The organism is Flavobacterium franklandianum (genome assembly GCF_007097365.1).
GTDB classification, from domain to species: Bacteria; Bacteroidota; Bacteroidia; order Flavobacteriales; family Flavobacteriaceae; genus Flavobacterium; species Flavobacterium franklandianum.
The window spans coordinates 244,602-267,796 of sequence record NZ_VJZR01000001.1 but is presented as its reverse complement, the minus strand read 5'-3'; the positions used below and the strand labels follow the sequence as shown (position 1 = coordinate 267,796).

General features: G+C 34.1%; 15 protein-coding genes. 7 read left to right on the top strand and 8 right to left on the bottom strand.

Going from position 1 to position 23,195, the window contains the following annotated elements:
* Nucleotides 1-228 precede the first annotated feature (228 nt).
* The 5 genes from FNW17_RS01225 to FNW17_RS01205 all read right to left on the bottom strand — a co-directional run bounded on the left by FNW17_RS01225 (nucleotide 229) and on the right by FNW17_RS01205 (nucleotide 9,352).
* Entirely contained in the window at nucleotides 229-4,356 is a 4,128-nt protein-coding gene (locus tag FNW17_RS01225; RefSeq protein WP_144070696.1) for a two-component regulator propeller domain-containing protein, read from the bottom strand.
* 516 nt (nucleotides 4,357-4,872) lie between these two features.
* Complete coding sequence (amaB, locus tag FNW17_RS01220) at nucleotides 4,873-6,420, bottom strand: L-piperidine-6-carboxylate dehydrogenase (RefSeq protein ID WP_144070695.1); 1,548 nt, start codon at nucleotides 6,418-6,420, stop codon at nucleotides 4,873-4,875.
* Nucleotides 6,421-6,704: 284 nt separating this feature from the next.
* Nucleotides 6,705-7,631, bottom strand: a complete 927-nt coding sequence (locus FNW17_RS01215; RefSeq protein WP_143390047.1) for a magnesium transporter CorA family protein — start codon at nucleotides 7,629-7,631, stop codon at nucleotides 6,705-6,707.
* A 234-nt stretch (nucleotides 7,632-7,865) separates the two neighbouring features.
* Complete coding sequence (locus FNW17_RS01210; RefSeq protein WP_143390046.1) at nucleotides 7,866-8,231, bottom strand: hypothetical protein; 366 nt, start codon at nucleotides 8,229-8,231, stop codon at nucleotides 7,866-7,868.
* A 17-nt stretch (nucleotides 8,232-8,248) separates the two neighbouring features.
* Nucleotides 8,249-9,352 carry an endonuclease/exonuclease/phosphatase family protein gene (locus FNW17_RS01205; RefSeq protein ID WP_143390045.1) on the bottom strand — a complete coding sequence of 368 codons (1,104 nt, stop codon included), beginning with the start codon at nucleotides 9,350-9,352 and terminating at the stop codon, nucleotides 8,249-8,251.
* A gap of 134 nt (nucleotides 9,353-9,486) precedes the next feature.
* On the opposite strand from FNW17_RS01205, the gene FNW17_RS01200 reads away from it, so the two are divergent.
* From FNW17_RS01200 to FNW17_RS01170, 7 genes are all read left to right on the top strand, one after another.
* Nucleotides 9,487-12,300: a carboxypeptidase-like regulatory domain-containing protein gene (locus tag FNW17_RS01200; protein WP_144070694.1), complete on the top strand. Its 2,814-nt coding sequence runs from the start codon at nucleotides 9,487-9,489 to the stop codon at nucleotides 12,298-12,300.
* A gap of 9 nt (nucleotides 12,301-12,309) precedes the next feature.
* Nucleotides 12,310-12,927: a choice-of-anchor J domain-containing protein gene (locus FNW17_RS01195; protein ID WP_144070693.1), complete on the top strand. Its 618-nt coding sequence runs from the start codon at nucleotides 12,310-12,312 to the stop codon at nucleotides 12,925-12,927.
* A gap of 12 nt (nucleotides 12,928-12,939) precedes the next feature.
* Nucleotides 12,940-14,343, top strand: a complete 1,404-nt coding sequence (locus FNW17_RS01190) for a DUF5689 domain-containing protein (RefSeq protein WP_143390042.1) — start codon at nucleotides 12,940-12,942, stop codon at nucleotides 14,341-14,343.
* 71 nt (nucleotides 14,344-14,414) lie between these two features.
* Complete coding sequence (locus tag FNW17_RS01185) at nucleotides 14,415-16,379, top strand: endonuclease (RefSeq protein ID WP_143390041.1); 1,965 nt, start codon at nucleotides 14,415-14,417, stop codon at nucleotides 16,377-16,379.
* A gap of 80 nt (nucleotides 16,380-16,459) precedes the next feature.
* Complete coding sequence (locus FNW17_RS01180; protein ID WP_235892944.1) at nucleotides 16,460-17,461, top strand: S66 peptidase family protein; 1,002 nt, start codon at nucleotides 16,460-16,462, stop codon at nucleotides 17,459-17,461.
* Nucleotides 17,462-17,497: 36 nt separating this feature from the next.
* Complete coding sequence (locus FNW17_RS01175) at nucleotides 17,498-17,857, top strand: YraN family protein (RefSeq protein WP_143390040.1); 360 nt, start codon at nucleotides 17,498-17,500, stop codon at nucleotides 17,855-17,857.
* 150 nt (nucleotides 17,858-18,007) lie between these two features.
* A complete protein-coding gene (locus tag FNW17_RS01170; protein ID WP_143390039.1) occupies nucleotides 18,008-18,664 on the top strand; it encodes an aspartate kinase in 657 nt (218 codons plus the stop codon).
* Between the two features lie 65 nt (nucleotides 18,665-18,729).
* On the opposite strand, the gene FNW17_RS01165 is transcribed toward FNW17_RS01170, so the two are convergent.
* The 3 genes from FNW17_RS01165 to FNW17_RS01155 all read right to left on the bottom strand — a co-directional run bounded on the left by FNW17_RS01165 (nucleotide 18,730) and on the right by FNW17_RS01155 (nucleotide 23,075).
* The gene (locus FNW17_RS01165) at nucleotides 18,730-18,954 is read right to left on the bottom strand and encodes a hypothetical protein (protein ID WP_144070692.1); all 225 of its coding nucleotides are present in this window, start codon (nucleotides 18,952-18,954) and stop codon (nucleotides 18,730-18,732) included.
* 154 nt (nucleotides 18,955-19,108) lie between these two features.
* Entirely contained in the window at nucleotides 19,109-22,471 is a 3,363-nt protein-coding gene (mfd, locus tag FNW17_RS01160) for a transcription-repair coupling factor (protein ID WP_144070691.1), read from the bottom strand.
* Entirely contained in the window at nucleotides 22,464-23,075 is a 612-nt protein-coding gene (locus FNW17_RS01155) for a hypothetical protein (RefSeq protein ID WP_143390033.1), read from the bottom strand. The genes mfd and FNW17_RS01155 overlap by 8 nt, the downstream gene beginning before the upstream one ends.
* Between the last annotated feature and the right edge of the window lie 120 nt (nucleotides 23,076-23,195).

Below are 23,195 nucleotides of genomic sequence, written 5' to 3'. Positions count from 1 at the left end.
CACTTATTTTAGAGCTTAAAATAAAATTTTGCGAAATTTTATATACTTAAAAAAGATTTTTTGTAAGCCCATTAGCTAAAATTATTAAATACAAATTTCAGCCACGACTGGGTTCTAATTAATTTTGAAGCTTTGATTGGGGTTCATTTCCGAAATGAGTTTTAAACCACTTAATATACAAAACAAAAAAAGCGGTAAAAACCGCTTTTGACAATAAATTATTAATTTCTATTGTTTGTTATTATGGGTAGGCAGATAACCAAACTTCTCTTTGAAGCATTTTGTAAAATAAGATGGAGAGCTAAAGCCTACTTTATAGCTTATTTCATTAATATTATCATTGCCAAATTCAATTAACTCTTTGGCTTTTTCTAAACGAACATTTCGTATAAATTCATTTACTGAGACACCTGTCAACGTTTTTATTTTTCTATAAAGCTGACTTCTACTTAGGAACACTTCCGAGGCCAAAACCTCAACACTTAATTCTGTTTCACTAATATTTTCATTAATATAGTTTAATGCTTTTTGTATAAACTCATTATCTAAAGTAGTAGTTTTTGCATTTGCATTCTTAGTTATTCCGTTATAAAATTTATTAAACATAATTTGCCTACTGGTAATTAGTTGTGCCAAACTAGATCTTAATATGTCCATATCGAAAGGCTTACTCAAATACAAATCGGCGCCAGAATCTATCCCTTCTAATTTGTTCTCAACAAGTGCTTTGGCCGATAACATCAGCAATGGAATATGACTAGTTTTTAAATTTAATTTAATGTTTTTACACAAATCTAAACCGTTCATCACAGGCATAATAACATCTGTTAAAATTAAATCGGGCAACTTCTGCAAGGCTATCTCAAAACCAATCTGCCCGTTTTCTGCTATTAAAACCTTATAATCTCTTTTTAATTCGTCTTTTAAATAACTTCTCAACTCTACATTATCTTCAACAATCAAAATCGTGTGGGTTCGAAGTTGTCCTTCTTCATCATTTGCTAGTTCCTTTACTTCTCTTTTTATTGAAGGAATGAAATTCTTTTTCTCGCTTATAAATTCCTCTTGAAGCACTTCACTTTCATCAAAAAATTCTTTGCCGATAGGGAATAAAAGTTTAAATGTAGTTCCAACTCCTAACTCACTTTTAACTTCAATTTTTCCTTTATGAAGTTCTATAAACCCTCTAACCACTTCTAAACCAATGCCTGTACTTCCATAATAGGCTTTGTTTAAATTGTTTACTTGGTAAAAACGATCAAATATTTTCTTGATGTCTTTTTTGTCTAATCCCGCACCTGTGTCTTCTATATTAATTTCAAAAAAAGGATAATTGGCAACCAGCCCTATCAAAGGAAAACTATCTAATTCGTCGAAAACATCAATTTTTACTGATATTTTTCCATTATCAGGAGTCACTTTAAAGGCATTTGAAATTACGTTAAAAATAATTTTTTCAAACATTTTGGGGCTTAACCAATCTTTAAACTCCTCTTTATTGGACTCAAACTGCAAATTTATTCCCCGACTTAATGCTTCTTCCTCAAAAAAACTAGTAATTTCTTTTGTAAAACTTACTACCTCTATTTGCTGTACTTGCAATGTCATTTTATTAAACTGTAATTTATTAAAATCCATTAACTCATTAATCAATCTAGAAAGCCTATCGGAACTTTTTTGAATAGTTTGCAATTTACTCAATACTCTATCTGGCAAATCCAAGTTTTTGTTTTTTAATATATCTTCCAGCGGATTTATAATTAATGTTAGCGGAGTTCTAAATTCGTGAGAGATATTGGTGAAAAATTGCAGTTTTTTATTGTTTAATTTTTCTATTTGAATGGTTTTTTCTCTCTCAAATTGAATCATTTGTTGTTCTTTGAAGCGATTTTGAAAATATTGATTTACAAAATAAACAGCAGCAAGTACTATTAGCAAATAAAACAAATAAGCGAAAGAGGTCTTCCACCAAGGCGGTAATATTTCAATTTGTAATTCTAAAGGTTTTTGATTCCAAATGCCATTTTTTTCAGTAGCCTTAACTTTAAAAACATAATTCCCTGGCGCTAAATTTGTATATGTTGCTGAGCGTTTATTGCCAACATAATTCCAAGAATCCTCAAATCCTTCTAAATAATATGCGTATACATTCTTGGCAGGAAAGGAATAATTCACGCCTATGAAATCAATAGTAAATACTGACTGATCGTGTTTAAGGATTATCTTTTTTGTTTGAGATATAACCTTGATTAATGGCGAGTCTTTTTCAAGAGGAACAACAGACTTGTTAAACAGCTTAAAATCAGTAAAATAAATAGGGAATTCTTTTTTACTCTTAACTATTTTATTAGGATTAAAATAATTCAAGCCTTTGTAACTTCCAAAATACAACCATCCATTTTCGTCTTTTAAAACGGCATTGTTATTGAAATCATTGCCCAACAAACCATCGTCTGTTGAATAATTGACTGTGGTTTTGTTTTTTAAATCTAGTTTCGTAATTCCTTTCTTTCCACTTAACCAAATGGAACCATCATTAGATTCAACAATGGAGGCTACCGATTTTTCGAAAAATCCTTTGTAATTAATATACCATTGCAACACATTGTTTTTCTTGTTATAACTAAATAATCCTGCTCCATCGGTACCAATCCAAATATCTTTATTTTTTGCTTGATATAAAGTATTTATGGTATGAGTGCTTTTATGATTTTTAAGTTTTTCGGACATTTTATCTCTAAAAGAGGTAACAGAAAAAGTAATAAAATCAGTTGTCATTACTTTAAACAAACCTGTTGTCGATCCAACCCAGATGACATCATCTGAGTCCACCAGAACCGTTCTTACATCAGAATTTAGCTCTCCATTCATATGAAATGGCTTTGTATTACAATGATGAAATTTGCCTTCTTTGGGATTGAAATAATGTAGGCCTTTTGAAAAAGTCCCTACCCAAATCACTCCTCTCGAATCTTCTGCAATACCCATAACATGGTCAGAAACTAGACCTGAATTGTTTTTTGTAGTGTAGTTTATAAATTTTTTAGATCCATTTTTTAAAAAATAAACCCCTTCATTCCAACTGCAAAGCCAAACATTCTGCTTTTTATCAATAAATACTTTTGTAATATTATCATTCGTCAAACCAGAATAAAATTTAGTATCTAACTTGGTAATATGTTTAAAATCTTTAGTAGTCGGATTGTAAACATCAACTCCTCCTCCTTCCATGCTAATCCATAATTGATTAGCATCATCTTTTGCTATACTTGTAACACAACCGGTTTGTAGTGATTTTGGCTTTCCAGCTATACTTTCAATAACATTTACCTTGTTATTTAATTTATCAAAAACACCAAGGCCTCTGTTATAATAACCCAACCAAATTCTTTTGTCTTTATCTAAACACAATGACCAAACAGAATTAGAAGCAAGACTTCGAGCATCAAATTTACTGTTGGTGTACTTTTTTTGAACAACACCTTGATCGTTTACCACAATTAATCCATCGTTTTCTGTTGCACAAAGAATTGTTTTAGAATCCGTTGCCGTTATTGCCATAATCCTTTTACTAGTAATGGGATATGTAAACACTTGCAATACTTTCGAATAAAGATTTATTTTAACCAACCCTTTATAACCATTCCCAATCCACAAATTTTGATTATTATCGAAAAATAAAGACTCTATAATCCCAAAAAGACCTAGATTGTCTTTGCCCAAACCAACTTTTAAGACTTCATTTTTTATTGGATCAAGTGATTTTAAACCAAAGTTTGTTCCTAAATAAATTTTACCCTTTTTATCTTTCACAAGACAGTTAACAAGATAATTTGCATTAGCAGGAACGTCTGATTTAACCTTAACTACTTTGCGACTATTTATGTTAAACTTAAGTAACCCATTGCTAAGTGTGCCTAAATAAAGATTCCCTTTGTTGTCTTGAATAATACTTTTGACAGAAAAAACGGTTTCATTCTTAAAATATTTCTGAATATTTATAGTTTCAAAATTATTCAAATCCCGATTGTAAAGACACAATCCTTCATCAGTTCCAATCCATAACCGATTGCCCGTGTCTAAATAAGTTGCATAAACTAAATTACTATTAATGGAATTGCTAACTTTAGAGTTGTGCTCATAAGCAATATAATTTACTCCATCATATTTATACAATCCTGCCCCGTTTGTACCTATCCACATATACCCCAATCGGTCTTGCGCTATGGTGTAAATGCCACTTTTTGAACTCTCTTGATCTATTACGCGAAACTGATAGTTTTCAAATGTATTTTGAGAAAACAAGCTGTTTGCAATAAAAAATAAAATAATTCTAAAACACAGTTTTTTTGACATTATAAATAATTTGTAAACTAAATTAAACTTTAAATATTAAAATCACGACAATTCTTTAATTTTAAAAAAAGTTTGCGTGAAATGATTAAAAAAAAAACGGACAACAAAATTATTTTTTATATCTCATAAATACATATCAAAATGTAATAATATATCTTAAAAAAAGCTTTTCTAAAACATTGTATCAACAATACAAGGCCTCATTATTAATAAATTATCAGGTAAATATTGACAAAAACAGCTATAAAACTTCTTTATATTATTTGAATGTTTCTAAAACCAATAAAACTTCAACTTAACTAACTGCTCTCCCGAAAAAAAACATATCGTGAGGATTGACATATTTATTTTCGTTCTGTTCTGTTCCGGTATGCTAAATTAAATAAAAAAAATTAAATAAAAAAAATATTTTGATTAAAATTACTAGTAATTGAATGGGTAAAGATTTTTTTGGATGAAAAACAAAAAAAAGCGGCTCAATTTACATCTTGCCGCTTTTTTTATGATTTTATTTATTTACAAATCGAATTTTATTCCTTGTGCCAATGGCAATTGCGTTCCGTAATTGATAGTATTGGTTTGTCTTCGCATATAGGCTTTCCAAGCATCGGAACCGGATTCGCGCCCACCACCTGTTTCTTTTTCACCACCAAAAGCCCCGCCAATTTCTGCACCTGAAGTTCCAATATTTACATTGGCAATACCACAATCCGAGCCCGATTGCGAAAGGAATAATTCCATTTCGCGCATATTATTGGTGAAAATCGAAGACGAAAGTCCTTGTGGAACTCCGTTTTGCATCGCAATCGCTTCTTCAATTGTTTTGTATTTCATTACATATAAAATGGGAGCAAAAGTTTCGGTTTGAACGATTTCAAAATGATTTTCGGCTTCAATAATACACGGTTTAACATAACATCCGCTTTCGAATCCTATTCCTTCAACAACTCCGCCATCAACAATTATAGTAGCTCCCTCTTGTTTAGCTTTTTCAATGGCATCCAAATAATCCTGAACAGCTCCTTTATCGATAAGTGGTCCAACGTGGTTGTTTTCGTCCAATGGATTTCCAATTTTCAATTGGCTGTAGGCATTTTTCAAAACGCTGATGGTTTTGTCATACACACTTTCGTGAATAATTAAACGGCGAGTCGAAGTACAACGTTGTCCTGCAGTTCCAACGGCTCCAAAAACAGCTCCAACTAAAACCATACTGATATCAGCGTGTTCCGAAACAATTATGGCATTATTTCCTCCTAATTCGAGAATGGTATTTCCAAAACGCTCTGCAACAGTTTTGGATACGTGACGCCCAATTCGGGTGGATCCTGTAAAAGAAACCAAAGAAATTCTGTGGTCATTATTGATTAAATTTCCCGATTCATTTCCGGTTACCAAGCAGCTTACACCTTCGGGGACATTGTTTCTTTGGAGAACTGTTTTGATAATGTTTTGACAAGCAATGCCACACAAAGGCACTTTTGAACTGGGTTTCCAAATGGCAACATCGCCGCAAACAAATGCTATCATTGCATTCCAGCTCCAAACGGCAACAGGAAAATTAAATGCTGAAATAATTCCAACATGTCCAATTGGATGGTATTGCTCGTACATTCTATGCATTGGACGTTCTGAATGCATGGTTAATCCGTATAATTGACGTGATAATCCTACTGCAAAATCACAAATGTCTATCATTTCCTGAACTTCGCCGTAACCTTCCTGAAGACTTTTTCCCATTTCGTAAGAAACCAATTTTCCTAAAGGCTCTTTGAATTTTCGCAATTCGTCACCCATTTGACGAACGATTTCTCCTCTTCTTGGCGCTGGAATTAATCGCCATTCTAAGAATGCTTCGGAAGCTTTTTGCATGGCGCTTTCGTAATCTTCTTTGGTCGAAGTTTTTACTTTGGCTATTAAAGCTCCGTCGGCTGGCGAATAGCTTTCGATGATTTTTCCGTTGGCAAAATTGTTTGCTCCTGTCGAAGTCCCTTCGTTTAAGGCTTCAATACCCAATTGTTTTAGGGCTAATTCTATTCCGAATTGATTGGCAATTGTTATCATCGTAACTTTATGAGTTAGAATTGTTATATTTATTTACAAATATATTGTATTCTGTTGAGATTGTAAAGAAAACCTAAAGTTTCAGGGTGTTCACTTTTAAAAAAGAAAAAAAACTTCATAAAGGTTTGGAATGTAGCCAGGTTTTTTAGCCCCGACTGAAGTGAAAATCCTTGTGAAAAAAAATAGTCTTTCTGGAACAAGATTACTTCACTAAAAATTGATTTTCAGCGGTGTTCAGTGAACTTCGTTTGCTACGAAAAGCGGGATTAGCTCTTGAAAAAAATCTAAAACATATTCTTTTTCTTGAACAAAAATACGCCTAAAACCGAGATGGATAGGGAAATGGACAACACGATCCAAAATCCGAATGGGTTTTCCTGAAAATTATTGGGCACATTCATTCCGTATAAACTGGCGACTAACGTTGGGATCATCAAAATGATGGATATCGAGGTCAGCCTTTTCATTATTACGTTCAAATTGTTCGAAATTACAGACGCATACGCATCCATCATTCCGGTTAAGATGTTGCTGTAGATACTGGTTGTTTCTTCGGCCTGACGCAATTCGATTTCGACATCTTCGAGCAATTCTAGGTCGTAAGTATCTTTGTGGGCTTTTAAATTTTTGATTCTGCGAAATAAAACGTCATTTCCTTTTAGTGAAGTCACGAAAAACACCAAACATTTTTCTATTTGCCACAAGGCTTGAAGCTCTTCGTTTTTGATGGATTCTTCGAGGTTGTCTTCGGCAAGTTTGATTCGTTGATTGATTTGTTTAAGGTATTTCAAGAACCAAATGCTGGAAGACAGTAATAATTTTAATACTAGATCAAAGTCATTTTCGATTGTAATTTTCTTGCGTTTGGTATATAAAACAAAGTCCGAAAGGATGTCGGTTTGATGAAAACAAAGAGAAATAAAAATATCATCTTTGAACATTAAACCCAATGGCGCTGTGTTGAACGGTAGTTTTGGATCGTTGCTTTTGAATGGAATTCGAAGAATAATAAGCGTCCAACCGTTTTCAAATTCGATACGGGGACGTTCGTCGATATCTTCGATGTCATTATAAAAGTCTTCTGGAATTTGGAGTTCTTTGAGCAGAAATTTGGTTTCTTCTTTTGTGGGACAAACTACATTAATCCAGCAGTTTTCTTCACGGTTTTCGGTTTGAGTTAAACCTTTGTTGTTTTTGTAATAGGTAATCATAATGCAATGCGATGTTTTTAGGAATATCGCTTACATCAGGCAACGATTATTCCTGTTCGTGATTTGTTTTCTTCGAATAATAATCGTCCATGGTGGATGCTAAAATTTAATTTTGGCAAAAGTAGCCTTTTAAACAGCAAAAAAACTTAATTCTTTCTTAATTTAAAAGGTCTGACTAATTTTATAATATTTTTTAAAATAATGGTTGAATATTGAATTTTAAAAGTCAAAAAATCACTCTTTTTTCACCGCAATACTTATTGGATTGTAAATTTGTGGAATTTGTTTTGGGTCGTTTTTATAGGTTGTGATTTTACCTTTTATGTAAATGGTTTTGTCTTTCAAGTCTTCGATTTTGATGTTCAGCTTTTCGAGATAACTGTTACCAATTACTACTGTAAAAACGCTTTCGGGATAGGGTTTGTCGATGTTGATGTAATTGGTGTTTTTGCCCTCGGCGGCGAGTTTAAAGGAAACTACTTTGCCCACTACACAAACTTCTTTGTCTATATAATCTTTGACTTTTGCAGTTGTAATGGTGTCTTGTGAAAAACAATGGATTGAAAATACGAAAAGAAAGGCGGTTACTATATTTTTCATTTTGTGAATTTTTTAAATTATTTAACTTCTTTGACTAAGTAGATATAAACCGGAAAGTGATCGCTATATCCTATTTCGTTTTCTGAATGTCGCAAAGGATAACCAGCATATCTTCCGAATTTTTCGATCATAAATGGCTTGTTGTAAATTCCTGCTTTCCAGTATTGATAGGTTGACCGATCCTCTTTTATCAAGGTTTCTGAAACCATAATTTGGTCGAAAATGTCTCCTGAATCTCTGTAAAAAAGTGTGGAGTTTCCGTCTTTAAACATTTGTTCGAAAGGATTGAAAACGCCAAATTGTTGCACTTCCGATTTTTTTAATTTGGCTCCAATTCCAACTTTCACGCTTTTGTTATAGGTTCCGTCATTCAAATCGCCCATCAAAATAATTTTGGCTTTTGGATTGATTTTATAAATAGAATCCATCGTTTTTCGAGCTAATCTTCCTGCAGCTTCCCGAAATGGACTGCTTTTTTTCTCTCCACCTGAACGTGACGGCCAGTGATTTACCAAAATATTAATTTCCTCACCATCAAGAAAACCAGTTACTAAAAGAATATCTCTGGTGTAAACTCTGTGGTCATTAGCAATTTCAATTTTGTCTTTATCAATTTTATCCTCTTCTGTTTCTTTCTCTTTTTCAGTACCGTTTCCTCTGTAAATTATCAAAGGAATGTTGATGAAACTCGTGGGTTTAAAATATTTCTTTTTATACAACAACGCTACATCTATCCCTCTTTTGTCAGGCGAATCAAAATGTACAATTCCATAATCCTCCTTTAAGATGTTAGGATGTTTTACTAAATCTTCTAGAACGTTACGGTTTTCAATTTCTGATCCGCCTATGAAAGTTGGCCCTTCTTTTTGTTTGTCATTGACACCAATTTGCATTAAAACTGTCGAAAGATTTTCTAGTTTTTGTTTGTATTTTACTGAAGTCCAACGCTGAAGACCTTTTGGAGTCCATTCTTCATCAAAATTTGGATTGTTGATGGTGTCGAATAAATTTTCGAAATTATAAAATGCAACGGTACGGACAACATATTTTTTCTGCTGTGCATTGGCTTCTGTTAGCGAACAGAAGACTAACAAAACAGCAATAAAATTTTTAATTCTCATGTTTTTAGTGTTATTATAGTGTAAAATTTAACAAAAACTTAGGGGCAAAAGTATGTAATAATAATTATACATGTAGTTTTGTAATCGTTAAGAATTAATATTTCTTAACAACATGAATTAACTTTAATTATAATATGAAAAAAACTATTTTTAGTACATTATTTGTCTTGCAAATAGTGTTTGCTTTTGGACAAACAAATACCGGATTTACTGGTAAAGTTGTCGATTCAAAAACACAAAACCCCTTGCAAAGTGTTATTGTATCGATACAAAACACAAATTTAACCCAACTTTCAGATTCAAATGGAAAATTCTCTTTTGACAAAGTAGAAGTTGGAAATCAATTAATACGAATTAGAACAAACGGTTACAAAGATCAATTACTTCAAGTTGAAATAACAGAAGGACAATTACTTGATTTAGGCACAGTAACTTTAGAAGAAGATCAAACTATAGAGCAACAACTGAGTTTAATTACAATTACGGAAAGCGATTTAGGTGATGATAATAGTGGATCAGAAAGTACATCGGGACTTTTGCAATCCTCACGAGATGTTTTTCAGCAAGCCGCCGCATTCAATTGGGGTCAGGCTCGTTTTAGAATTCGTGGACTAGATAATGAAAACGCTACCACAATGATAAATGGCGTTATGATGAATAAAATATATGATGGAAGACCGCAATGGAGTAATTGGGGAGGATTGAATGATGCTACAAGAAATCAAGAATTTTCGATGGGAACCGCTCCCTCAGATTATACTTTTGGTGGGATTTTAGGAACTCAAGAAATTAATACTAGAGCATCTATATACAGACCAGGTACTAGAATTTCATTTTCTGGAACTAACACCAATTACAACTGGCGAACTATGGCAACTCATGCTTCTGGACTGAATAAAGACGGATGGGCTTATGTTATATCAGCTTCAAGAAGATGGGCTCAAGAGGGTTACTTTGAAGGAACAGATTACAGTGCAAATTCACTTTTTGCAAGTATTGAAAAGAAATTTAATGGCCATCATTCGTTAAACTTTACCACTATTTATGCTGAAAATAGTAGAGGAAAAAGTTCTCCTAATTCAGATGAAGTTACACAACTTGTTGGTGAAAAATACAATTCTTATTGGGGTTACCAGGATGGTAAAAAAAGAAACTCAAGAGATAAAGATGTTGAAGAACCAATATTAATGCTAAACCATTTTTGGAAAATATCAGATAAAACAAATTTAAATACAAGCATAACACATCAATTTGGTAAAATAGGAAACAGTAGAATTGACAACCAAGGTTCTGGCAATCCTGATCCTACTTATTATGGAAATTTACCAAGTTTTTATACTTCACAATACAATCTAGACGACTATACTGATTTTCAAGGAAATAGTCCGGAAAATATTACCAATGGAATAGCCTCAAGAAACAATTTCTTGAACAATAGACAAATTGACTGGTTACAATTGTACGAAGCAAACAAAACTTCAGACGGGCACAGTGCTTATATATTGTATGAGGATAGAACAGACGATAAAGTTTGGACGGCAAACTCCATTTTAAATTCGCAACTAGCCGATCATATTATTATGAATGCAGGTGCAACTTTTAGAAAATTGAATTCTCATAATTTTGCTAACTTGTTAGATTTGCTTGGTGGTCAATATTATCAAGATTATGATAATTTTCAAGTAGGACTAGAGCAAGAATCTGATCTAAATAATCCTCAAAGAAGAGTTGTAGAGGGTAATGCCTTTGCATACAATTATAATTTACTAGCCAACACATTTGATGCTTTTACACAATTCAAATTTAACTATAAAAAAATTGATTTTTATATGGCACAAACATTTGTTAGAACAGAATATCAAAGAGAGGGTTTATACAAAAATGGTTTATATCCAACTAATTCGTTTGGGAAAGGCGCTAAATATGTTTTCGAAAACTTTGGATTTAAAGGCGGATTAACTTATAAAATTTCGGGGAAACAATATCTTACTTATAATGCAGCTTACCTCACAAAAGCGCCCTCTTTAAGAAATGTTTTTCCAAACGCTCGTCTAAATAATAATTCTATCGAAGGGCTAACTGGAGAGAGTATTGCAAGTATGGATGCAAGTTATATTGTGCGTACTCCAAAATTCAAATCCAGAATAACTGCTTATTATACCAATATTAAGAATGCCACCGAAACATCATTTTTCTTTGGAGAAGGAATTTTTGACGATGATGGCGGCGACGGTGGTGATGCATTTGTTGCTGAAACTACTACTAATATAGAAAAATTAAATATTGGTGCTGAACTAGGAATGGAATACCAAATTACATCAACCATTAAATTAACAGCTAATGCTGCTTATGGAGAATACACCTATAATAATAATCCTTCTGTATCATTAAATAATGATAACCTAGCTAGTCCAACAAATACTAATCCTACCCTTGATTTTGGGACTGCAAAATTAAAAGGGTACAGGTTAGCAGGCGGACCTCAAACTGCTACTTCTGTTGGTATTGAATATAGAGATCCAAAATTTTGGTGGATTGGTGCCAATGCAAACTATCTAGCCAATAATTATTTAGATGTATCTGCGCTTTTGAGAACCGACAACTTTTTTAAAAACCCACAAGACCCTTATGGTTTAGACTTGCCTTTTCCCGAAGCAACAGATGCTCGTGCAAAAGAATTACTAAAACAAAAGCGTTTTGATGATTTTACTTTGATAAACTTAGTAGGCGGAAAATCTTGGAAAATTAATAATACAACGTTTGGTTTATTTGCCTCTATAAATAATGTCTTTGATGTTGTTTACAAAACTGGCGGTTTCGAACAAGCAAGAAATGCAAATTTCAGAGAAGTAAATCAAGATATTTCTAGCGGAACTCCAGCTTTTGCACCCAGATTTTTCTACGGATACGGAAGAACTTATTTCGTAAATTTATACGTAAACTTATAAAAATATACTATGAAAACAAATAATTTTTTACCCATTTTAGGTTGTATAATTTTTCTTTTATTAACCTCTTGCTCTCCTGAAGACGATATAAAAAATCCTGACTTTAATCCATTAGTGTTTTCTGAAGATTTTTCAAAAGGTGCTATTGACAATACTATTTTAAATTTAGAAGGTTGGAGTAATATTGCCGAAGTTGGTAACGCAAAATGGAAAACACAAATTCATTCTGGTAATCCTTATGCAGAATTCAGTTCTTATCAATCTAATGATGCAGTAAACATTGGTTGGCTAATATCCCCTGCTATAAATATGGATGCCGTTGAAGGTGCAACATTGCAATTTCGAGCCAATCAAAGTTATGTGTCGTCAGGCGCCAATTCTTTGGAAGTTTTTATAGCTACAGATTATAATGGCAATAATTTAACAACGGCCAATTGGCAACCCATTACTGCCAAATTACCAACAACCTCAAGTCCGTATTTTGAGTATGTAATTTCTGGTGAAATAGATTTGTCTTCTTATACAGGAAAAATCAATATTGCATTTAAAGTAAAAGGTTCAGGAACCAACACTACTCTAGATGGCTCCTATCAAGTGGATGACATTAGAATTTACACAAAACAATAAATTACAATTATCATGAAAAATATATTTATAAAATCATTATTAATAGTAGCTATTTCTTCAGGGATTTTTTCAAGCTGTGTCAATAGTGATGATTATTCAACTCCAGAGAATACGTTAACCACCTACGAGTTAACATCAACTACGACCGTTGCAGCAGTAAATACCGCAGCATCTATTGCAGCATCTACAGCAAATCCAATTATTGAATACACTGCCGATGATATTATCGAGGGGTATGTAACTTCAAACGACGAGGCTGGAACATTTTACAAATCAATTTCATTTCAAACAATACCTACTGATGGTGCTACACCAATAGGTTTTAGTGTTCCAATAAATGCAACTACACTTTATGGTAAAGGCTTTACACCTGGACGAAAAGTTTTTATCAAATTGAAAGGATTGTACATAGCAAAAGTTTATGGTTCACTACAAATAGGTTCTTTATATGAAGGAACTGTGGGCAGAATTTCAGAATTTGAATGGAAGAATCATTTATTTCCATCGGCAACCAAAGCAGCAGAAGATTCATTTGTTAGAACATTAACATTAGCTGAAGCTTATACTGATGCGAACCAAAATACGCTAATAGAATTAAATCTAGTTCAATTTACAGACGGATCAATTAATAGAACTTATTTTGATGTTGATTCTGGTGGAGGAGCAACGAATCATTTGCTAACATCCACAACAGGAGGGCCACAGAGAATTATTCGATTCAGTAGTTTTGCGCCATTTACAGGAAAACAAGTTCCCTCAGGAAGTGGCAAAATCCGTGGTGTTTTATCAAAATTTAACACCGATTTTCAGTTTGTTGTTCGTTACGAAAGCGACATTAAACTAGTCAACCCACGTGCAGATGTTAATCCTCCTATTATTGGTACCAACATTCAATATTTGGGGGCTTTTACAGAAAATTTTGAAAGCTACACCTCTGGTTCAGCAACAACTGGTCAAAATAATTTTCCTAAATACATAAATGATCCTGTAATTGGGTCAAAAACCTGGAGAACAAGAACTGCAAGTAGCAACAAATATATAGAAATGTCCTCTTTTGGCAATCCAGCTGAAAACAATAGAACATTATTTATTATTCCTGTTAACATGACTGCTGCCAATACACTTTCTTTTCAAACTAGAACAGGATTTTATGTAGGCGAAACATTAAAAGTGTATTATAGCACAAATTATGTTCCAGGTGGTCAAATTAGCGATGCGACTTTAGTAAATATTACCTCTAATTTTGCGATTTCAACCGCAAGTTCAGCAACAGCAACATTTACAAATAGTGGTGTATATACTATTCCAGCAACTGTAACTGGTAACGGTTATTTTATTTTTGAATATACTGGGTCAGGAATTTCAACTCCGGTATTAACAACAAATATGCAACTGGATAATATCACAGTAAATTAATTTTTTTAAATAATAATTCTAAAAGGCTTCCACATTTTAGGGAGCCTTTTTTATTCTCTAAATCTCATCAAATGAAAAATATCTTTGCCCTACTCCTTTTTATTTTTAGCTATACTGCGGCTGCACAAATCGTCATCAACGAACTCGATTCCGATACACCGAGTACTGACGATAGAGAATTTATCGAACTAAAATCAACTACGCCTAATTTTCCGCTTGACGGATATGTTTTGGTTTTCTTCAACGGAAATCCCGGTTCTACAACTGCAAATCAAAGTTATTACGCCTTAGATTTAGACGGATTGACCACCGATGCCAATGGAATAATTCTAATTGGAAGCTCACTGGTTTCGCCTGCTCCAGACAAATTATTTCCAGACAACATCATCCAAAACGGTGCCGATGGCGTTGGAATTTATCTAGGAAATGCATCCGATTTCCCAGAATTCACATTGGCAACGACCACGAACCTTATCGATGCGCTGATGTATGACACGAATGATGCCGATGCGACAGCCTTAATGAATTTATTAGGAGTTACTGCGCAATATAATGAAGGACAAAATAGCCTTCAAACCACACAATCCGTTCAAAGAAAAAACGACGGAACTTACGAAACTAAAAACCCAACTCCCGGAGCTAATAATGACGGAAGTGGTATCATTTTCAACGGAATAACAATAACTGCGAATACCGCCGACAAAAAAGAAGGAGATAATTTTGCTATTACATTCACAACCCAAACGAATGTAAACAGTGATTTGACACTTAATTTTACTTTAAATAATTCGGCTTTCACAACAGCAGATTTTACTGGGAGCACCACCGTTTTCATTCCTGAGGGTTCCAATACTTTTACAACAACCATAACGCTTACAGACGATTTGTTTGACGAAGGTGATGAGATTTTAAAAATTAAATTTAGCACTATTCCATCCCAATACAAACGACTCAATGACAATATCGAAATCCGTGTTATCGACAATGATTTTTCCGTTGCTCCGTTTGGAACCCCCTTAAATCCAACTCATGAAATCGTTTCTAGCACAGCGCCTACAGACTATTACGCTACCCTCGAAGGCCTTTCTGGAGCAGCTTTAAAACAAGCCATTCAAGATATTATTGCCAATCCAGCCGTAGTTCACGCTCATAATTATGGAGATATTATCGAAATTTTAAAAACCGCGGATCAAAACCCTTTAAATAGCAACGAAGTTTGGTTAATGTATGTCGAAGAATCACGTTCCAAATTAGAATTTCAAGACACGGGAATCAATACCGGAAAATGGAATCGCGAACACATTTACCCACAATCGCGTGGTGGATACACTGATGGAACGGAGAGTATCCCTGATGGAATAAACATTTGGTTGTCGACAAATGCCAATGATATTCTAGCTGGTCACGCCGATGCGCATCACCTTCGTGCCGAAGACGGAGCCCAAAACAGTTTGCGCAGCAATAAAGATTATGGGTTAACAGGTTATAATGGACCAAGCGGAACAATGGGTTCGTGGAAAGGCGATGTGGCTCGTTCCGTGTTTTATATGGCAGTTCGTTATAATGCTTTGAGCGTTGTCAATGGCGATATTGCTGACACAACCGTGGGACAATTGGGCGATTTGGCTTCCTTATTAACTTGGAATACTTTAGACCCATCAGATGATTTCGAAATGAATAGAAATAATTACATTTACACTTGGCAAATCAATAGAAATCCGTTTGTTGATTACCCCGAATTGGCCAATTATATTTGGGGATCAAAAGTAGGTCAGGTTTGGTATTCGAATTTATCGACCAATGATTTTGTTGATTTGAAAGTGAACCTTTATCCAAATCCTGCCAAAAAATCGATTACCATTTCGGGTGTGAACGAAAAGGCAACCATCGAAATATACAATACAATTGGAGCAAAAGTGTTTTCGCAAAAATTCATTGGCGAAACCAAAATGAACATTGATTTTCCTTCCGGAATCTATTTTGCCAAAATTAATTCGGGACAACAATCAATTGTTAAAAAATTCTTGGTAGAATAAGCTACTTCACAATAAAAAAATATATTTGTATTAGATTAATTGTAAAAAATCAAGAGTAAATTAATTTACATTTTTAAAATATGCGTACTATTCAATTTTCGTACATAAATGGTAACGCTGTTTTTTATAAATTGCTATTCCTAATTTTTATTTTTCAATCTGCCAACATTCAAGCCCAAATACCCATGAAAATTCCGCCTAGTTTACAAAAAGGAGATACGATAGCCCTAGTCGCAACAGCCCGAAAAAACATCGACGACAACTTGAAACCCGCCATAGATTTATTGCACAGTTGGGGATTGGAAGTTCTAATTGGAAACACTATTGGATTGGACAACAATCAATTGGCAGGAACTGATGCCGAACGAGCAGCAGATTTTCAGCAACAATTAGACAATCCCAACATCAAAGCCATTTGGTGTGTTCGTGGTGGGTATGGAACAGTTCGTATGATTGATTTATTGGATTTTACAAAATTCAAAAAAAATCCAAAATGGATTGTTGGTTTCAGCGACGTAACCGTAATTCACAGCTATATAAACAATTTAAACATTGCCACCATTCATGGCGCAATGCCAATAACTGTGGCAAAAGCCAGCACAGAATCGATAGAAAGTTTGCGAAAATCCCTTTTTGGCGAAAGCCTGAATTATGAAATTCCTTTTGATAGCGCAAACCGACTTGGCAATGCCAAAGGCGAAATTGTGGGCGGAAATTTATCTATTTTATACAGCTTGATGGGTTCGAATGCACAAATAGATTGCAAAGGAAAAATACTTTTCATCGAAGATTTAGACGAATATTTGTACCACATCGACCGAATGATGATGAGCCTGAAACGTTGCGGATGCTTTGATGGTTTGAATGGTTTAATCGTTGGCACGATGACCAAAATGAAGGACAACGACATTCCTTGGGGGAAAAACGCCAACCAAATTATCGAAGATGTAACCAAAGGATACTCGTTTCCCATCCTATATAATTTTCCGGCGGGACATTTTCGGGATAATAGAGCCTTGATTTTTGGCAAACAAGTCTCTTTAAAATTAAATGAAAAAACTTCAAAACTGATTTTCGAGTAACACATCACTTCTAACCTCTAACTTCCAACTTTAAAAATGGCCGACCACAACGATTTAGGAAAACTTGGAGAAAAAATAGCAGTTGAATTTCTTCAAAAAAACGGTTATAAAATTCTAGAAACCAACTGGGCTTTCCAGAAAGCCGAGATCGATATTATTGCCAAAAAAGAAAATACGCTTGCCATTATTGAAGTAAAAACACGTTCTTCACTCGATTTTGGTTTACCTCAAGACTTCGTAAAGCCAAAGAAAATTCAACTTTTAGTCAAGGCCGTAAACGAATACGTTATTTCAAATGACTTAGATATGGAGGTGCGGTTTGACATCATTGCCGTTCATAAAGAAGGTAAAACTTTTGGCATTGAACATATAATGGATGCTTTTTATCATTTTTAAAAAATTTATTATTGTTTGATTTGTAACAAATTGTTTTTTTATTTATATTTGCAAAAGGTTTACAAACAACACTCTAAGAAATCGTAGCTTTTATATTCTAAATCTTCCGAAACAAAACGGTGATTTCTTTAAAAAAAACACAACTAAAAAATGAAAACAGTTTCCTCAATTGTAGAAAATTACATCAAAACAAAGCCTTTTTTGTTGAATGCTTTGTCGCTTGGAATTATCAATCTGACTTCGTTGTCCAGAAATATTATGGTCGAATTGGAGTCTGAATTTGGCAAAGAAGTAAAACAAGGCGCAGTTGTAATGGCGCTAAAAAGACTTACCGAAGAACTGGATTTTAGGCTCAACCACAAAATCAATAAAGTAATAAAAAACATTGGCGAAATCACCGTCCGCTCTGCATTGACAGATTATACCTTTGCAGCATCGGATACTGTTTTAAACAAGCAAGCCGATTTAATTACCGATATCAATACCTTTTCAGATATTTTTTATACCTCATCACGTGGTGTAAACGAAACCAATATTGTAGTAAGCAACAGTGTCAACCACCTTGTTGACAAACATTTTGTAAATGAAAAGTTGATTCAAAAACTAGAAAACCTAGCTTCTATCACCGTTAAATTACCCAAAGAAAATATCGTGGTTCCAGGAATATATTATTTTATTTTTCAACGATTGGCTTGGGAAGGAATCATCATCAATGAAGTAATATCAACTTCGAATGAATTTACTATTTTAGTAAGCGAAGACGAAGTAGATGTGGCATTTAAAGTAATTAAGGATTTGAAGAATTAATATTTATCCTAAATATATTAACAGCTTCCAGCCTCTTAGATGACTGGAAGCTTTTTTTTGTTTCTTTAATGCCATTTGGCAAATCTATTCATTACAGTTTCGTGACTAATAAATTCGTCGTTTTCTGCTTGCTTTAAACCGATTTCAATTTCTTGTTTTTCTTCTGAATTCAAATCAGTAAACCAATCTTTTTTGCTGGTTTTTAAAATAATTTCAAGTTTTTCCAACAAACTTTCGTCAATCGTAGTCAACTCTTGAATGAAATTATATTTTCTGGTGGCTAAATTCATAACTTGAAATTTTAGTATAACAAATGTATTTATTTTGATTGGCTTTTAAAAACAAATCTTAAAATTTAACTAACTATTTCATTTTCAAATATTAAAAAATCATATCAATTTTTTATTTGATTGAGGAAGTGAAGAGGTAGAAAAGTTTTACTTTTTATTTCCCCAACATCTCCATCAATTCAAAAGCCCTTCTTGTCGTTTTTACATTATCAAAAGTCAACAATAATCGTAATCCAGCTGGCGTTTGTTTTTCTTTCATTACACAGATACTGCTGTTTTTTTGCACAAACTGAATCACTTGCTGAAAGCGTTTCGAAGTATAAAAATCCGAGTTTTGATCTGCCACAAAATAGCCAATCATCTTCCCTTTTTTCATAACCAATTTTTCGATTCCCACTTTGGTGGCGATCCATTTGATGCGAATGCTATTCATCAAAGCAAGTGCTCGTGGCGGCATTGGACCAAAACGGTCAATTAATTTATTTTGGAAAACAATTAATTCTTCTTCGTTGGTCATATTGCCTAATTCGTTGTACAAACTCAATCGCTCCGTAACATTATTGATGTATTCATCCGAAAACAACAACTCAAAATCAGTGTCGATTTGCAGGTCTTTGACATATTCTTTTTCGACTCCGCTATCTTCGTTTTCATACAAATCCTTGAATTCATTTTCCTTCAATTCATCGATGGCTTCGTTCATAATTTTTTGGTAGGTATCAAAACCAATTTCATTGATGAAACCGCTTTGTTCGCCACCTAATAAATCTCCTGCTCCACGAATTTCCAAATCCTTCATCGCAATATTAAAACCGCTTCCCAATTCCGAAAATTGTTCCAAAGCCTGAATTCGTTTTCGGGCATCATCGGTCATCGCAGAATAAGGCGGACAAATAAAATAACAAAATGCTTTTTTGTTGCTTCGACCTACACGACCCCGCATTTGATGCAAATCGGACAGTCCAAAATTATTCGCATTATTGATGAAAATCGTGTTCGCATTGGGAACGTCTAAACCGCTTTCAATAATGGTTGTTGCCACCAAAACATCAAATTCGCCGTTCATAAAAGCCAACATCAATTCCTCGAGTTTGCGACCTTCCATCTGGCCGTGACCAATTCCAACTCGGGCATCAGGCACCAATCGCTGAATCATTCCCGCTACTTCCTTAATATTTTCAATTCGGTTATTGATAAAGAAAACCTGTCCGTTTCGCTGAATTTCATACGAAATCGCATCCCGAATTAGCTCTTCACTAAAACCAACTACATTCGTTTCGATAGGATAACGATTGGGCGGAGGTGTTGTAATCACCGACAAATCGCGTGCCGCCATCAACGAAAACTGCAAAGTTCTTGGAATTGGCGTTGCCGTTAAGGTTAAAGTATCGACATTGGCAACAATGCTTTTAAGTTTGTCTTTTACGTTGACGCCAAATTTTTGTTCCTCGTCGACAATCAACAATCCAAGGTCTTTGAAAACCACATTTTTATTGACCAATTGATGTGTTCCAATCACAATATCCAATTTTCCTTCGGCCAATTGTTTGAGTGTTTCGGCTTTTTGTTTGGCAGTTCTAAAACGATTCAAGTAACCAACAGAAACCGGCATATCTTTCAATCTTTCGGTAAAAGTGCGGTAATGTTGGTATGCCAAAATCGTCGTAGGAACTAAAATCGCGACTTGTTTACTATTATCCACGGCTTTGAAAGCGGCACGAATCGCAACTTCGGTTTTCCCGAAGCCCACGTCCCCACAAACCAGGCGATCCATCGGTCGGTCGCTTTCCATATCGGCTTTGACTTCGGCAGTAGATTTGGTTTGGTCTGGCGTGTCTTCGTAAATAAAGGAACTTTCTAATTCGTTTTGTAAATAACTGTCGGGCGCAAAACGGAATCCTTTTTCTAATTTTCTTTTGGCGTACAATTGAATCAAATTGAACGCAATATGTTTGACACGAGCCTTGGTTTTCTGTTTTAGAATCTTCCAAGCATTCGAACCCAGTTTATAAATTTTGGGTGGCGTTCCATCTTTTCCGGTGTATTTCGAAATCTTATAAAGTGAATGAATGCTCACATACACAATATCATTATCAGCATAAACAAGTTTTATGGCTTCCTGGGTTTTGCCTTCGACCTGAATTTTTTGCAAACCTCCAAATCGTCCAATTCCGTGATCGATATGGGTTACATAATCGCCAACCGTCAAAGTTGTCAGCTCTTTTAAAGTAATATTTTGCTTCTTCGAAATGTTGCTTTTGATGCTGAATTTATGATAACGCTCAAAAATTTGGTGATCGGTATAACAAGCCAATTGATTTTCTTCGTCTATAAACCCTTGATAAATGGGCAGAACAATCGTGTTGTATTGCTTCCGAATATTCTCAGCGTTTTCTTCATCAAGTGTTTCAAAAATATCTTGAAAACGTTTAGCCTGCGCATCATTCGAACAAAACAAATAATTTTTGTACCCATTAAAATGATTGTCATTCAAATTATTCAACAACAAATCGAATTGTTTGTTGAAAGATGGCTGCGGTTTTATATGAAAATCGAATGCCCTTTTGGTTCTATAAATCGCTTTCGAACTTAATTCTACAATCGAAAAATCCAAACTTTTCTTGATGAATTCTGCCTGATTCAAAAATAATTGATTTGGTTCAACGTGATTTACTGTAGCGTTCAGATTTTCGAAAATCTCGGTGGCTTTGGCAAAAAGTCGGTCTAGTTTTGTAAATAAACCTTCGGCATCTTGAATAAATAAAACTGTTTGATTGTTGATGTATTCCAAAAAACTTTCACGGTTTTCCTGAAAGAATTTATTCTCCACATTGGGAATAATTGTAATTTTTTTCTGTTTTTCGATAGACAATTGGGTTTCTACGTCAAAGCTTCGAATGCTATCGACTTCGTTACCAAAAAACTCGATTCGGTAGGGATTATCATTCGAAAAAGAAAATACGTCGACAATTCCTCCACGAACCGAAAATTCTCCAGGTTCTGTAATAAAATCGACTCTTTTAAATTCGTATTCGAACAACACTTCATTGATAAAATCGATAGAAATTTTGTCACCAACAGCCACTTTCAAAGTGTTTTTGTCCAATTCTTTTCTCGTAACCACTTTCTCGAAAAGGGCTTCGGGATAAGTAACAATTACAGCCGGTTTTTTGCGGGAATTAATTCGGTTTAATACTTCAGCGCGAAGCAGGACATTCGCATTGTCAGTATCTTCAATTTGGTACGGACGGCGATACGAACCTGGGTAAAAAAGCACATCCTCTTCGCCAATCATTTGCTCTAAATCGTTCAAATAATAAGCGGCTTCTTCCTTGTCATTCAAGATAAGCAAAAACGGTTTCTCGGTTTTTTTGAAAAGCGAATGTACCACAAACGAAAGCGACGAACCTATCAATCCATTTAATTGGATTTTTAAGTCGGCTTGTTGCAAACTATCGACAATTTGCTTAATTTTTGGCGAATTATCGTAGATCGAATATAGATTTTTTTTACTCAACGCGAGGCTTATTTGGGTTTTCTTGTAACTGTGGTGTATTTGGTATCGCTCTTGTAGAATCGAGCATTTTGATTAAATCCGATTCTCCTTCTTCGAGCGGAATTTTGCTTTTTTGCACAATTTTGTCCATTTGGTTTTGCAACGACACTAATTCTGTATTAATTTCAGGAATCAAAGCTATCACTTTCTGTTCGGGAATATCTTTCAAATGAATGTATAAATCCAACATTCGTACTTTAGTTATCAAAATGGCAATTCGGGCTTTTATTTGAGGTTTGTTGAATTCTAAAGGAATCAAATCATTCAACGCCATTACTTTTTTGGAAAGTTCAGCCGATTTTTTCTGAAAAGCACCAATTGTTTTCTTTGGCTTTTGTTCTAATTCGGACAGAAATAAACGCCATTCTTTCCAAGAAATAGTGTTTGCTTGTGAAGTCGTATTAATAGGTTTGGCATTAAAAACCCAAGCTTTATCAATAATCGAAAAGATTAATTCTTTCTTTTTAATGTCTTTTATGGATTCTACTTGACGTTTTTCGTTCTCGTTTTTACAAGAAAACAAACCAAAAATCAGCAAAAAGATAAATATATATTTAAATTTCATTCGTAATAAGTTAAGTGGCAAAGTTACGAAGTAAATTTACAATTATGAATTCGAACATTTAGAATAACAATCTAATATATTAAAGTCAAATTCCTTGCAATTACAGAATGAAAATTAAGA